Here is a 14355-nt window from a genome sequence, read left to right as displayed (position 1 = left end):
AATCCCGCAGCTTTCGTTTTGAAAGCTGTTTCTTTTTTATCTTAACGCTCGCATCTTGCACCAAAGGGTGTCTCGGTTTTGAGATTCTGTGTGCATTGATGTTTGCTATAACCCTTTGTAAGGAAAATAAATGTCTCAAATTACTATGCGCCAGATGTTGGAAGCAGGTGTTCACTTCGGTCATCAGACCCGTTACTGGAACCCGAAAATGGAACAATACATTTTCGGCGCCCGCAACAAAATCCATATCGTAAACTTGGAAAAAACCCTGCCCCTGTTCCAGGAAGCGCAAGACGCCGTTCGCCGTTTGGCTGCCAACAAAGGCACCATTCTGTTTGTCGGCACCAAGCGCCAAGCCCGCGACATCGTGCGTGAAGAAGCCACCCGTGCCGGTATGCCCTATGTGGATCACCGCTGGTTGGGCGGCATGCTGACCAACTACAAAACCGTTAAGCAGTCTATCAAACGCTTGGAAGAAAAAGCTGCCATTTTGGAAAATGCCGAAGCCAGCGGTTACAACAAAAAAGAACTGCTCACCATTCAGCGCGAAGTGGAAAAGCTGGAACGCTCACTCGGCGGCATCAAAAACATGAAAGGCCTGCCCGACGCCATTTTCGTGATTGACACCGGCTACCAGAAAGGTACGCTGACCGAAGCCGGCAAACTGGGCATCCCGGTAATCGGCGTGGTGGATACCAACAACGATCCGGAAGGAGTGAAATACGTTATCCCTGGTAACGACGACTCCGCCAAAGCCATCCGTCTATACTGCCGCGGTATCGCTGATGCCGTATTGGAAGGCAAAAACCAGGCCTTGGCCGAAACCGTAGCCGCCGCACAACAGGCTGCTGCTGACGAAACCGAATCTGCCTAAGCGGATCCCGTATGAGGCTACCTGAAGACACCGTTTCAACAAGCGGGCGCCCAATCCGGCCTTTCAGGTAGCCTTCAATTTATCCAAAGCGCGGCATCCGGCCGCGTTTCTCAATAAAACAGGAGTAAATAATGTCTGCAATTACCGCAAAAATGGTTGCTGATCTGCGCGCCGCCACTGGCTTGGGCATGATGGAATGCAAAAAAGCCCTGGTGGAAGCCGATGGCGACATGGCCAAAGCTGAAGAAATCCTGCGTATTAAATCCGGCGCCAAAGCCAGCAAACTGGCCGGCCGTACCGCTGCCGAAGGCGTATTGGCTTATGCCATTGAAGGCAATGTGGGCGCCTTGGTGGAAGTGAACTGCGAAACCGACTTCGTGGCTAAAGATGCGGGCTTCATCGCCTTTGCCCAATTCGTAGCCAAAACTGCTGCTGAGAAAAAACCAGCCACTGTTGAAGCTTTGGCCGAGTTGGTGGAAGGCGAGCGTAAAGCCGTGATTGCCAAATTGGGCGAAAACATTTCTGTACGCCGCTTTGAAATCATTGAAGCTGCCAACAACCTTACTACCTACATCCACGGCGCTGCCGCCACCGAAGGCGTGCTGGTGGAATACAAAGGCGATGAAACCACTGCCCGTCACGTTGGTATGCACATCGTGGCTTCTAAGCCACAATGTATTTCTGCCGAGCAGGTTGATCCCGAAGTGGTGGCTAAAGAGCGCCATATCTACACCGAGCAGGCGATTGCCTCCGGCAAGCCCGCCGAAATCGCCGCCAAAATGGTGGAAGGCCGCGTGAAGAAATTCTTGGCTGAAGTAACGCTGCTGGGCCAACCTTTCGTGATGAACCCTGATCAGACTATTGAGCAGTTCCTGAAACAACAGGGTACAGAGATCGTGAACTTCGTCCGCTTTAAAGTGGGCGACGGTATCGAGAAAAAAGAAGTGGATTACGCCGCCGAAGTAGCTGCTGCTGCCAAAGTGTAATTTTACTTATATTTAACAGCCTCTGTTCCGTTGGGATAGGGGCTGTTTTATATTGCGTGAGAAAGATATCGGGTTTTCAGGTAGCCTTTCCTTCACCCGCCAAAGGCTGGCGGCAATCTGCAGCCCGGTTTTGGCTGGCTTTCAGGTAGCCTGCTTATTGTGCGCTATAATCCCGTTATTTTCATTTCACACAAACGGTTGCCCAAATGCGCAAAACCCTCCTCCTCGTTGACGGCTCTTCTTATCTCTACCGCGCGTATCACGCGATGGCGCAATTGACCGCGCCTGACGGTGCGCCGACGGGTGCGCTTTATGGCGTGTTGAACATGTTGCGCCGGCTGCGGGCGGATTATGTGCACGATTATTGCGCGGTGGTGTTTGATGCGAAGGGCAAGAATTTCCGCCACGAGATGTTCCCCGACTATAAGGCGACGCGCCCGCCGATGCCGGACGATTTGCGCCCGCAGGCGGAAGCCTTGCCGGATTTGGTGCGGCTGATGGGCTGGCCGGTGCTGGTGATTCCGCAAGTCGAAGCAGACGACGTGATCGGCACGCTGGCGGCGATGGCCGGCGAAGCGGGTTGGAACGTGGTGGTGTCCACCGGCGATAAGGACATGGCGCAGCTGGTGAACGATCGCGTGACGCTGGTGAACACGATGAGCGGCGAAACGCTGGACATTGAAGGCGTGAAGGAGAAATTCGGCGTGCGCCCCGACCAAATCCGCGATTATCTCGCGCTGATGGGCGACAAGGTAGACAATGTGCCGGGCGTGGAAAAGTGCGGCCCGAAAACGGCGGTGAAGTGGCTGGAAGCCTACGGCTCGCTGGCTGGTGTAATGGAACACGCTGCGGAAATCAAGGGCAAGGTCGGCGAAAACCTGCAAGCCGCGCTGCCCCAACTGCCGCTGTCGTATGATTTGGTAACGATTAAAACCGATGTGGACTTGCACACCGAGCTTTCAGACGGCCTCGAAAGCCTGCGCCGCACTTCGCCGAAATGGTCGCAGCTTGCGGTCGATTTCAAACGCTGGGGCTTCCGCACTTGGCTGAAAGAAGCGGAAAGCCGTATGCACGAAGCGGCGGACGGCGATTTGTTTGGCAGCGATATGATAGGCGAACAGGCGGCGTTGGACATGGAAACGTCGTCTGAAAGGCTACCTGAAAAAGCCGGTGCCCCCGAAAAGCTGGATTATCAATCCGTTACCACCGAAGCGCAGTTTGCCGCTTTGTTGGACAAACTGTCACAGGCGGACAAAATCGGCATCGATACGGAAACCACATCCCTAGACGCGATGAACGCCGCGCTGGTTGGCATCAGTATTGCGTTCCAAGCAGGCGAAGCGGTTTACATCCCCGTAGGACACAGCCTGACCGCCGCGCCAGAACAGCTTGATTTGCAAGACGTATTAGGCCGTCTGAAACCGCATTTGGAAAATCCCGCCCTAGAAAAAATCGGGCAAAACCTCAAATACGACCAACACGTTTTCGCCAACTACGATATCGCCCTGAACGGCATTGCCGGCGACGCCATGCTCGCTTCCTACATCATCGAGAGCCATCTCGGACACGGCTTGGACGAATTGTCCGAACGTTGGCTGGGCTTGGAAACCATTACCTACGAATCGCTGTGCGGCAAAGGCGCGAAGCAAATCAGTTTTGCCGACGTCGCCATCGGGCAGGCAACCGAATACGCCGCCCAAGACGCCGATTTCGCCCTGCGCCTCGAAGCGCACCTGCGCGCGCAAATGGACGCCAAACGGCTTGAAATGTATGAAAAAATGGAGCTGCCCGTCGCGCAGGTATTGTTTGAAATGGAACGCAACGGCGTACAAATCGACCGCGCCGAACTCGCCCGCCAAAGCGCGGAACTCGGCGCCGAACTGATGAAGCTCGAACAAGAAGCCTACGCCGCCGCAGGCCAGCTGTTCAACCTCAACTCGCCCAAACAGCTGCAAGAAATCCTGTTCGACAAAATGGGCATCCCCACCAAAGGCCTGAAAAAAACCGCCAAAGGCGGCATTTCCACCAACGAAGCCGTGCTCGAACAGCTCGCGCCCGACTACCCCCTGCCCAAAATCATCCTGCAAAACCGCAGCCTGGCGAAACTCAAATCCACCTACACCGACAAACTGCCCGAAATGATTTCCCCCAAAGACGGCCGCGTACATACCACCTACGCCCAAGCCGTCGCCATTACAGGCCGCCTCGCCAGCAACAACCCCAACCTGCAAAACATCCCCATCCGCACCGCCGAAGGCCGCCGCGTGCGCCGCGCCTTCACCGCACCGCAAGGCAGCGTCATCGTTTCCGCCGACTATTCCCAAATCGAGCTGCGCATCATGGCGCACCTCTCCGGCGACAAAACCCTCATTACCGCGTTCCAAAACGGCGAAGACGTACACCGCCGCACCGCCGCCGAAGTATTCGGCATCGCCCCCGAAAACGTCTCGTCCGAACAACGCCGCTACGCCAAAACCATCAACTTCGGCCTCATTTACGGCATGGGCCAATACGGCCTCGCCAAATCGCTGGGCATAGACAACCTGTCCGCCAAAACCTTCATCGACCGCTACTTCGCCCGCTACCCCGGCGTCGCCGAATACATGCAGCGCACCAAAGAACAAGCCGCCGCCCAAGGCTTCGTCGAAACCCTGTTCGGCCGCCGCCTCTACCTGCCCGACATCCGCAACAAAAACGCCAACGCCCGCGCCGGAGCCGAACGCGCCGCCATCAACGCCCCCATGCAAGGCACCGCCTCCGACCTCATCAAACGCGCCATGATAGACGTGTCCCGCTGGCTGGTTTCAGACGACCTGAAGAGCAAACTGATTATGCAGGTGCATGACGAACTGGTGCTGGAAGTACCCGAAGCCGAACTGGATTTAGTGAAAGAAAAACTGCCGCAGATTATGGCAAAAGTGGATGAAGGGATGTTGAAAGTGCCGCTGGTGGCGGAGGTTGGCGTGGGGATGAATTGGGAAGAGGCGCATTGATAGTGGATTAAATTTAAATCAGGACAAGGCGGCGAGCCGCAGACAGTACAAATAGTACGGCAAGGCGAGTCAACGCTGTACTGGTTTAAATTTAATTCACTAGAAAAGGTTAGTCATATATTGTTGATTAACACAAAAAGGCTACCTGAAATTTTCAGGTAGCCTTTCCTTTTTATGCCGATAAATTCAACCGCTCTTACTGCGTCAGCACATCCACGCCCTGCGGCGGGGTGAAGCGGAATTGGCTGCGGGAGAGATTGGGGCGGGTGTTCAGGTTGTTGAATTTAATGGTGGTTTGGTTGCCAAAGCTGTCTTTCAGGCGCATTTCGGCCAGGTCGTCGCCTTTGAAGCCGAGGCGGATATATTGGTAGCCGGCGTTGGAGCGTTTGGGCGTGGCCAATACGTAGTCGATGCCGCCGGCGGAGCCATCTTCTTTCAGAGTGTAGCTGGCGGAGAGGGCGTCTTTATTGGAGAGGATGGCGGCGGGGCTGTCGCCGATGGCTTGGTTTTGCGCGGTTTTGGTGATTTGTGCCAAGTCGATGTCGTAGAGCCAAATGTGGCTGCCGTCGCCTACGATGGTTTGTTTGTAGGGGCTGGTATATTCCCATTTGAAGAGGCCGGGGCGAAGGATGCTGAAGCGGCCTTGGGCATTGCGGGTTTTGTTGCGGCTTTGCACGCTTTGGCTGAAGCTGCCGCTGATGCCGTCGGTATCGGCGTTGAATTTTTGCAGGGCTTCGATGCCGCCAGCTTGGGCGCTGCCGATGGCCATAGCCAAAACGGCTGCGGCGGCCAGGCGGAAGGTTTGGGTTTTCATCGTTTTTCCTTATGTGCGAATCAAAACGGAATGCGGCGCATTGTACCAGCTTGGGCGCGGCGGGGCAGGGCGGTTGGAATTGTAAAGACGGCGCTGAAACGGGATTTCCCCGCTAGAGCAAGGTATTAGGCGGAGTAGGGTGGCAAATTTTTAACCGGATTTTATTCCTGCGCTATAATTCGCGGCTGCGGTAAGCGGCGGTAAAGGTTGCGCCAGATACTTTTCAGGTAGCCTCATCCGCCTTCTTTGGAGAACCTTATGATTCAAGCGGTATTATTCGATTTAGACGGCACATTGGCCGACACGGCACTAGATTTGGGTGGGGCGCTCAACCGCCTCTTGGCCAGGAACGGCCTGCCCGCCGTGCCGATGGCGCAAATCCGGCCGGTGGCCAGCCACGGCGCCAACTATCTGATTAAGCTGGGCACCGGCATTGAAAAAGGCCATCCCGACCACCCGCGCTGGCGGCAGGAATATTTGGCCGAATACGAGCACGGTTTTTGCGATGAAACCGTGCTGTTTGAAGGCATCAATCCCATGCTTGAGCAGCTCGCCCGCCGCAGTATTGCCTGGGGTATCATCACCAACAAGCCACACCGTTTCACCAGCCTGCTCGTACCCGAATTGGGCTTTATTACCCCGCCTGCAGTGGTGGTAAGCGGTGATACTTGTGCCGAATCCAAACCCAGCACGCTGCCGATGCACCATGCCTGCCGGCAAATCGGCATTGCACCGGAGCGCTGCCTGTATGTGGGCGATGCCGAACGCGATATGGTGGCGGGCAAAAATGCCGGTATGGCCACTGCCTTGGCCAATTGGGGCTATATTGCCGAGAGCGACCCGGTGCACGAATGGCCAGCCGATGCGCGGCTGGATGCGCCCGGGCAGATTTTAGATTTGCTCTAGCCGAATAGCTTAACTTTTACCCCACAGAGAACGTCTGATGAAGAAAATCAGTGTCTTGCTGCCGATTTGTGCCGCGCTGGCTTTGAGCGGCTGTTTTATGTCGCAGAAATCGCAAATCGTGCACCGCGATGTGCCGTATAACGCGCAAAATCAAGCCCGACTGCGTATCTATGGCCAATACGGCCGCGATGTGGTGCGCATGATTCCGAACAGCACCTGCGAGCAATGGGCAGAAAAACAAGGCCGCCGCCGTCATACCCGTTTCACCGGCGGCCTGCCGCACCGTATCCGTAACCTCTCAGTGGGCATGCCTGCTACTCAGCGCAGCAACACCGTGAATGCCGATACCGGCGTGGTGTTCCGCGAGTCGTATAAAGAATTCGTGGTGCCCGCTGGCAAAGCGCTGGTGCTCGACGGCGCGTTTTCCAGTGAAACCACCAGCCAAGTAAACCGCTGCCGACTTGCTGCCAGCCTCACCCCGCAGGCGGGTAAGGATTATGAAGTGCAGTATTCACGCGGCGGAAACGGCTGCGATGTAGCAGTGGTGGAAATCCTGCCGCATGCTGAAGGAGAAGTGCACCCCACCAGCCCCGCGTCCATCCAGTATTGCCCGATGCCGGCCACCAGCTATTAAACAGCAAAGGCTGGCTGAAAGTTGTAGGCTGCATGGAGGCTCAAGTAGCAATCCAGTTTTCAGGTAGCCTGTTATTTGCATAGAGGCTACCTGAAAACATCGATCACAGTTTCAGGCAGCCTTCCTTCCTTCCTAAGGAAAATTCATGTCCTTTTCCCTCATCATCATCGGCGACGAAATCCTGCACGGCAGCCGCCAAGACAAACACTTCGCCTTTTTCAAACAGTTGCTCAAAGAGCGCGGTCTGCAGCTCGATTCCGTGCAATACCTGCCCGACAACCGCCAAATCCTTGTCCACCGCTTGCGCCAAAGCTTTGCCGAAGGCCTGCCCACATTCGTTACCGGCGGCATCGGCAGCACGCCAGACGACCACACCCGCCAAGCCGCTGCCGAAGCCCTCGGCCTGCCGCTGATACTGCACCCTCAGGCCGCTGCCAACATCGAATCCGTATCCCTCAAACACGGCGACAGCCTCGACAGCCACGGCCACCAAATCCGCCTGCGCATGGCCGAGTTTCCCCAAGGCTGCAGCCTGATTCCCAATCCCTACAACAACATCACCGGTTTTTCCATCCGCGAACACTACTTCCTGCCCGGCTTTCCCGTGATGGCGCACCCCATGGCCGCTTGGGTACTCGACGAATACTATGCCCATCTCCAACACCAAACCGAACGCCGCAGCATCAGCGCCTGGATCGGCTTACCCGAATCCCGCATCACCACCTTGATGGCCGACATCGAACAGCGCTACCCCGGCATCCGCAGCTTCAGCCTGCCCGCCACCCCCACCGCCGAACAGCGCTACCGACTGCTGTTCGGCCTCAAAGCCGAAGGTGAAGCTTGCGGACAGTTAAACCAAGCCTGGCAAGAAGCCGAAGCCCGGTTGAAGGAACTGGGCGCCACGCAGATTGAGCCTGCGGCAGAAGACGAGGCTTGACGTGGACACGATATATTTTCAGGTAGCCTTTGCAGAGGCTACCTGAAAATATTCGTACTCAATATAGTGGATTAACAAAAATCAGGGCAAGGCGGCAAGCCGCAGACAGTACACACGTTACGGCAAGGCGAGCCAACGCTGTACTGGTTTTTGTTAATTCGCTATAACAACAGTCGCGTGTGCATTGCACATACCCTATTCACCGGTTTTGCTTTCTTGTGATTTATGGCTAGGACGGAATAGTTGGGCACACAGTTAGCGGGAACAAGCTACGGTTTGCTACAAATCCGATTCCCCGCCAAACATCTCTTCTGCCAAGGCTTTTGCTTTTTTCAAACCTTCCGGGGTGAGATAGGTGGATTTGGCTTTGCCCCAAGGCTGGCTGATTAGGCCTTGTTCGTGCAGGCTATTGAGCAGGTCAAAATCGTAGCCTTTCCAAAAACGGCCGTCTTCAAATTCCAATGCGCCGATTAGGGCAAGCAGGGCGTTTTCCATTTTTTGGCGGTTATAGGGCATAGATCGGAGCTTTCTTGATTTGGATTGATGGGGTCGGGATGTGGAAGGATGCCGTGCCGATTCGGTAACGGCAGCAATCGCGTGCGTGCGTACCGCACACACCCTACGGCGTGTATGCGCAAACTGCTGACGATATTGAATGCCCGGATGCGTGATTACTTTGCTGAAAACGGTATCCGAACGGCTTGATTTGAGTTTTTGTATTTTTGCCCGACGGGGTGAAAAATACAGTTGCTACACCCCACACAATGGGCAGGCACCTGAAGTTTATTTTTCAGGTAGCCTGTTGATAGGGTAGGGTGTAGGTTGGGTTGGTAAATCCAACACTCTACACTTTGTTTGTTGGGTTACGCCTGCGGCTAACCCAAGCTACTCACTGCGGCGGTGGTGGCACCGAGGATAGCGTGTGCCAGCAGGTGGGCGGGAGTGCCTTCGGCATCGTGCGATTTGAAGTATTGGCCGATTTGGTAGGACACGGTCGGGCTGGCGGTGGAGGCGGCCACCATGTTGAGCAATACGCCGGCACGCTGCCAGTAGGGCTGGGGAAATTCCCAAGTAGCCTTTAAGGCTATCTGAAAATCAATAATTACATACACCCAATTTGTAGCAATCCATCATGGAAATACGTGTATACCCTTTTCTTTTCATACAATATCTAAATGAATTAATAATCCTTTCTCTTTCTTCGCTTGAATTGGTTCTCCAATCCTTCCCGTTTGTAAAAATAATATTTTCATCCCCATATCTTGCACCACAACTAACAGCATCTATCCAACGCTGTTTAGTATCAGTATGTCCAATAGAATCTGATTTTTGATAGGCTGCTATACTAGGAAAATCTTTTCTTTCATCATAACAGCCAGTAACAGCAAAAGCCATAAAACATGATTTAGCACATGATGTTAATAGCAATAATAGACAGAATAGAGAAAGTATTTTTTTCATATCTATAGTCAATTAAAAACAAAATAGGGCGTAGATTAGGCTGCCAAACCCAACACCCCGCACTTTGTTTGTTGGGTTACGCCTGCGGCTAATCCAGCCTACTCACTACGGCTGCTGTTGATTGGGAAAGTGCAGTAGCTTCGGGGTGTCTGGGTGCACTTGCCTTTCAAAAATACAGGCTCGGCCGCTATAGAAATCGGGGTTGAACAAGTCGATACCGAAATGGCTGCAATAGCGTTCCACCATTTCAGGGGTGAGCCGGTCTTTAATGCGCCGGGCTTGGTATTGTGCTATTTCTTCAAACGGGAACGGTTCGCCTTGTTCTACAAATTCCCAGCGGCTCTCACGGTGTGCTAATACATATCGGCCGGGAATTTTATAGTAGTAGTCGGTTGGTGTGCCTATTTTTTCGGCACGAGTGCCATCCATATAAACAAACTGGGTTGAGCCTGGTTGGTCGTTGGGAATATCTTTTACCATAACTACTGATACTTCACGAATTCCAAGTGTTTTGCACAAATAACGGGGATCGGAGTTAAGGTCAGTCCCCTGCATACTGTTATCCACATAAACGCACCATGGGGACTGGGTTTCGGAAATCATTGCTTTGGGGGAATGTAGAGTCAGCGGCAGCAGGCTGTTCAATCTTTGCTCCCATGTGCCGCCAATCTCAATCTTTTGTACAGGCACTTCACAATATTTATCCCGTTTACGTTCTCATTGTGCGAGACCATCAACCAGCTTGTCATAGGGAATTTCCAAAAAGGCCATGATATTGGTGGTGGGAGCATAACGGTGGAGGAAGAAATCGGGATCGCGCATGGTTTTTCCTTGGTTGTTGCGGGGCACAGAGGCTACCTGAAAAATGTTTCAGGTAGCCTTTTTGCTTTGCGGCTGTGTGGTGCTGTTTTGTGCGGCTTCGTCCAAATCTTTGAGCCAGGATAGTTTTTCGGCGATTTTGGCTTCGAGGCCGCGTGGCACGGGTTGGTAGAAATCGGGTTCGGCCAGGCCTTCGGGCATATAGGTTTCGCCGGCGGCGTAGGCGTGCGGTTCGTCGTGGGCATAGCGGTAGGCGCGGCCGTAGCCGAGCTCTTGCATGAGTTTGGTGGGGGCGTTGCGCAGGTGGGGCGGCACTTCGGCGCTGCCGTGTTGCTTCACGAATTGGCGCATTTGGTTGTAGGCGGTGTAGCCGGCGTTGGATTTGGCGGCGGCGGCTAGGTAGAGCACGGCTTGGGCGAGGGCGAGCTCGCCTTCGGGGGAGCCGAGGCATTCGTAGGTGTGGGCGGCTTCGTTGGCGATGGTGAGGGCGCGGGGATCGGCCAGGCCGATGTCTTCCCAGGCCATGCGGACGATGCGGCGGGCGAGGTAGCGGGGGTCGGCGCCGCCGTCGAGCATGCGGCAGAGCCAGTAGAGTGCGGCGTTGGGGTGGGAACCGCGCACGGATTTGTGCAGGGCGGAGATTTGGTTGTAGAAGCTTTCGCCGCCTTTGTCGAAACGGCGGATTTGGCTGCCGAGGCTGTCGGCTAGGAAATCGGCGTTGAGATGGTTGATGCGGCGGGTGGCGGCGGCGCGCAGGAGCTGTTCGAGCAGGTTGAGCAGGCGGCGAGCGTCGCCGTCGGCGGTTTGGATGAGCAGTTTTTGCGCGTCTTCTTCGAGGCTGAAGCTGCGGTATTCGGGCAGGGCGAATACTTTGGCGGCGAGTTGGGCGAGTTCGTCGGCAGAAAGGGCTTGTAATACGTAAACTTGGGCGCGGCTGAGCAGGGCGGGATTCACTTCGAAGGAGGGGTTTTCGGTGGTGGCGCCGATGAAGGTGAGCAGGCCGCTTTCCACATAGGGCAGGAAGGCGTCTTGCTGGGCTTTGTTGAAGCGGTGCACTTCATCGACGAACAAAATGGTGGCGCGGCCTTGCTGGAGGGCGATTTCGGCTTTGTTGACGGCTTCGCGGATGTCTTTCACGCCGGAAAATACGGCGGATACGGGCAGGAATTGGGCGTTGAAGCTCTGCGCGAGGATACGGGCGAGGGTGGTTTTGCCCACGCCGGGCGGCCCCCACAGCAGCATGGAGTGTGGCTGCCCGCCTTCCACGGCCACGCGCAGGGGCTTGCCTGCGCCGATCAGGTGCTGCTGGCCGACTACGTCGTCGAGCGTGTGCGGGCGCAGGCGTTCGGCCAGGGGGGCGGCGGGGGTTTGGGCGAAGAGGTCGTTGGGCATGGCAGGCTACCTGAAAAGTGGTAAGGCGTTGGGGTGATTTTATAGCAAATTCTGTGCGGCGGCTTCAGGGGGAGGGGGCGGGATGTGGTATGATGCGGCACGATGGTTTCAGGTAGCCTTAGGCGCATTGGCTGCGGATACTGAAAGGCTACCTGAAAGCTGTGTTTCCGATTTTCTGAAAATAGCCCGGCACGGGCTGTTTTTAACGTTTGACTGATTCTCTCCGTATGCGATTCCGTTTTGATTTTGCGGTGCTGTATGCCTTGCTGGCGCTGAATGTGCTGGTGTTTGTGCTGATGCAGCTGCCGGGTTTTGAATTTTTGCAGCTGGCCGGCCCGTTGTGGCCGCTGGAGCATCCGCACTACCACTCTTGGCAGTGGCTGAGCCATATGTTTTTGCACGCGAATTTCACGCATCTGCTGTTTAATATGGTGGTGTTGTGCTCGTTTGCGCCGATGCTGCTGCTGCGCTTCGGCCAGCGGCGTTTTTTGCTGCTGTATTTGCTGTGCGGCTTGGCCGGGGCGATGCTTTATACGGGCTGGAACGAATACCTGATTGCCAACGGCGTGCGCAATGTGGCCGAGCAAATCGGGCTGGACGAGGCCACGGTGCGCTCGGCGCTGCTCTCCGGCGGCCTGCCCAATGTGCCCGATGGCTTGGCAACGGCGTTTTATACGCACCTGCTGGGCGCATCGGGCGCGGTGTTCGGCGTGCTCGCGGCGTTTGCGCTGTGCTTCCCGGATGCGCCGCTCACGGTGATGTTTTTGCCGATGCGGATTAAGGCGAAATATTTGGTGCCGGTGGCGGTGGGGTATGAGCTGTTTGCCCAGTTCGGCGGGGTATCGCTGTTTGGCGACAATATTGCGCATTTGGCGCACGTGGGCGGCGCGGTGTGCGGCGGGCTTTTGGCCTGGTATTGGCTCAGCCGCCGCGAGCCGGTGTCGTTTACCGATTCCAGTGCTTCGGATTTCAGATAGCCTTTTTATACAATTCATTATTCCAACGGTGTTTTTATGAAATACATCAGCACGCGCGGGCAAACCGCGCCCAAATCTTTCAGCGAAGTTTTGCTTATGGGCCTTGCGCCCGACGGCGGCCTGATGCTGCCGGAGCGTTATCCGCAAGTGGATGCAGCCGCGCTGCAACGCTGGCGAAATTTGAGCTATGCCGAATTGGCGTTTGAAATCATGAGCCTGTTTGTCGGCGATATTCCGGCAGCCGATTTGCGCCGCCTGGTGGGCAACACCTACACCGAAGCCGTGTTCGGCACGCGCGAAATCACTCCGGTGCGCACCCTTGCCGACGGCATCAAAATCCAAGCCCTGTCCAACGGCCCCACGCTGGCCTTCAAAGACATGGCCATGCAGTTTCTCGGCCACGCGTTTGAATATGTGCTGGCGCGCGAAGGCAAATGCCTGAATATCATCGGCGCCACCAGCGGCGACACCGGATCTGCCGCCGAATATGCCTTGCGCGGCAAGGCCGGCATTCATGTGTTTATGCTGTCACCGCATGGCAAAATGAGCGCCTTCCAGCGGGCGCAGATGTATAGCCTGGCCGATGCCAACATCCACAATATCGCCATCGAAGGCATGTTTGACGACTGCCAAGACATTGTAAAAGCGTTGCAAAACGATGCCGCCTTCAAGCAGCAATACAGCATCGGCACGGTAAACTCCATCAACTGGGGGCGCATCGTGGCGCAGGTGGTGTATTACTTTGCCGGCTATTTCCGCGCCACTGCAAGCAACAGCGAAGAAGTGAGCTTCTGCGTGCCCAGCGGCAATTTCGGCAATATCTGCGCCGGGCATATTGCCAAACAGATGGGCCTGCCCATCCGCCGCCTGATTGTCGCCACCAATGAAAACGATGTGCTGGACGAATTTTTCCGCACTGGTCGCTACCGACCGCGCAGCGCCGCTAAAACCTATGTTACCTCCAGCCCGTCGATGGATATTTCCAAAGCTTCTAATTTCGAGCGTTTTGTGTTTGATTTATTGGGGCGAGACAGCGTTCAGGTAGCCTCTTTGTGGCAGCAGGTGGCTTCGGGCGAAGGTTTCGATTTATCCGCCGAACTGCCGCGCATCCGCGACACCTTCGGCTTTGTGTCCGGCTCCAGCCGCCATGCCGACCGCCTCGCCACCATCCGCGCCGTGCACGCCAGCGACGGCGAATGGCTCGACCCGCACACCGCTGACGGCGTGAAAGTGGCGCGCGAATTGCGCGAGGCGGGCGAAACCGTCGTGTGCCTGGAAACCGCGCTGGCAGCCAAGTTTGCCGACACCATCAGCGAAGCCGCCGGGCATGAGGTACACCCGCCGCGCCCCGCCGCGCTGGCTGGGTTGGAAAACCTGCCGCAACACGTTACCGTGCTGCCCAACAGCGCGGCAGCGGTGAAAAGCCTGATTGAGCAGGCCTTGGCTTAATCGGGCGGCATCAATAGGCTAAAAAGGCTACCTGAAAAATTTCAGGTAGCCTTCATACCATTCGTTCTATAGTGAATTAACAAAAACCAGTACAGCGTTGTCTCGCCTTACCG

The 14355-nt window shown here is 55.6% G+C and carries 14 protein-coding genes; 8 read left to right on the top strand and 6 right to left on the bottom strand.

Annotated features, from left to right (window positions below; all coding sequences use genetic code 11):
• Nucleotides 1-130 precede the first annotated feature (130 nt).
• The 3 genes from rpsB (at nucleotide 131) to polA (ending at nucleotide 4853) form a co-directional block, all read left to right on the top strand.
• A complete protein-coding gene (gene rpsB, locus ELB75_RS08940; protein WP_126983622.1) occupies nucleotides 131-874 on the top strand; it encodes a 30S ribosomal protein S2 in 744 nt (247 codons plus the stop codon).
• A gap of 131 nt (nucleotides 875-1005) precedes the next feature.
• Nucleotides 1006-1860, top strand: a complete 855-nt coding sequence (gene tsf / locus ELB75_RS08935; protein WP_126983621.1) for a translation elongation factor Ts — start codon at nucleotides 1006-1008, stop codon at nucleotides 1858-1860.
• A gap of 206 nt (nucleotides 1861-2066) precedes the next feature.
• On the top strand, nucleotides 2067-4853 hold the full coding sequence (gene polA, locus ELB75_RS08930) for a DNA polymerase I (protein WP_126983620.1): 2787 nt from the start codon (nucleotides 2067-2069) through the stop codon (nucleotides 4851-4853).
• 196 nt (nucleotides 4854-5049) lie between these two features.
• Here the strand turns inward: polA and lolA are convergent, their stop codons facing one another.
• Entirely contained in the window at nucleotides 5050-5667 is a 618-nt protein-coding gene (gene lolA / locus ELB75_RS08920) for an outer membrane lipoprotein periplasmic chaperone LolA (protein WP_049258767.1), read from the bottom strand.
• Between the two features lie 258 nt (nucleotides 5668-5925).
• Here lolA and ELB75_RS08915 point away from each other — a divergent pair, with 258 nt between their 5' ends.
• The 3 genes from ELB75_RS08915 (at nucleotide 5926) to ELB75_RS08905 (ending at nucleotide 8144) form a co-directional block, all read left to right on the top strand.
• Nucleotides 5926-6573 (top strand): HAD family hydrolase, encoded by a 648-nt coding sequence (locus ELB75_RS08915; protein WP_126983619.1) that lies wholly within the window; start codon nucleotides 5926-5928, stop codon nucleotides 6571-6573.
• A gap of 37 nt (nucleotides 6574-6610) precedes the next feature.
• The gene (locus ELB75_RS08910) at nucleotides 6611-7207 is read left to right on the top strand and encodes a hypothetical protein (RefSeq protein ID WP_126983618.1); all 597 of its coding nucleotides are present in this window, start codon (nucleotides 6611-6613) and stop codon (nucleotides 7205-7207) included.
• A gap of 145 nt (nucleotides 7208-7352) precedes the next feature.
• Nucleotides 7353-8144 carry a competence/damage-inducible protein A gene (locus ELB75_RS08905; protein WP_126983617.1) on the top strand — a complete coding sequence of 264 codons (792 nt, stop codon included), beginning with the start codon at nucleotides 7353-7355 and terminating at the stop codon, nucleotides 8142-8144.
• Nucleotides 8145-8423: 279 nt separating this feature from the next.
• Here ELB75_RS08905 and ELB75_RS08900 read toward each other — a convergent pair whose 3' ends face one another.
• The 5 genes from ELB75_RS08900 to ELB75_RS08880 all read right to left on the bottom strand — a co-directional run bounded on the left by ELB75_RS08900 (nucleotide 8424) and on the right by ELB75_RS08880 (nucleotide 11816).
• Nucleotides 8424-8660 (bottom strand): DUF6429 family protein, encoded by a 237-nt coding sequence (locus ELB75_RS08900; RefSeq protein WP_126983616.1) that lies wholly within the window; start codon nucleotides 8658-8660, stop codon nucleotides 8424-8426.
• A gap of 359 nt (nucleotides 8661-9019) precedes the next feature.
• The gene (locus ELB75_RS08895; RefSeq protein ID WP_126983615.1) at nucleotides 9020-9256 is read right to left on the bottom strand and encodes a hypothetical protein; all 237 of its coding nucleotides are present in this window, start codon (nucleotides 9254-9256) and stop codon (nucleotides 9020-9022) included.
• Nucleotides 9240-9605 (bottom strand): hypothetical protein, encoded by a 366-nt coding sequence (locus ELB75_RS08890; protein WP_126983614.1) that lies wholly within the window; start codon nucleotides 9603-9605, stop codon nucleotides 9240-9242. The genes ELB75_RS08895 and ELB75_RS08890 overlap by 17 nt, the downstream gene beginning before the upstream one ends.
• 105 nt (nucleotides 9606-9710) lie before the next feature.
• On the bottom strand, nucleotides 9711-10250 hold the full coding sequence (locus tag ELB75_RS08885; protein ID WP_241236062.1) for a hypothetical protein: 540 nt from the start codon (nucleotides 10248-10250) through the stop codon (nucleotides 9711-9713).
• Between the two features lie 225 nt (nucleotides 10251-10475).
• Nucleotides 10476-11816, bottom strand: a complete 1341-nt coding sequence (locus tag ELB75_RS08880; protein ID WP_126983613.1) for a replication-associated recombination protein A — start codon at nucleotides 11814-11816, stop codon at nucleotides 10476-10478.
• 227 nt (nucleotides 11817-12043) lie between these two features.
• Between ELB75_RS08880 and ELB75_RS08875 the strand changes: the two genes are divergently transcribed.
• Both ELB75_RS08875 and thrC read left to right on the top strand, forming a co-directional pair.
• Entirely contained in the window at nucleotides 12044-12793 is a 750-nt protein-coding gene (locus tag ELB75_RS08875; RefSeq protein WP_126983612.1) for a rhomboid family intramembrane serine protease, read from the top strand.
• A 36-nt stretch (nucleotides 12794-12829) separates the two neighbouring features.
• Nucleotides 12830-14242 carry a threonine synthase gene (thrC, locus tag ELB75_RS08870; RefSeq protein WP_126983611.1) on the top strand — a complete coding sequence of 471 codons (1413 nt, stop codon included), beginning with the start codon at nucleotides 12830-12832 and terminating at the stop codon, nucleotides 14240-14242.
• Nucleotides 14243-14355: the final 113 nt, after the last annotated feature.

The sequence above is a fragment of the Eikenella corrodens genome (assembly GCF_003990355.1).
In the GTDB taxonomy this organism is placed as follows: Bacteria; Pseudomonadota; Gammaproteobacteria; order Burkholderiales; family Neisseriaceae; genus Eikenella; species Eikenella corrodens_B.
The sequence above is the reverse complement of the archived record's forward strand: the minus strand, read 5'-3'. Positions and strand labels throughout refer to the sequence as shown.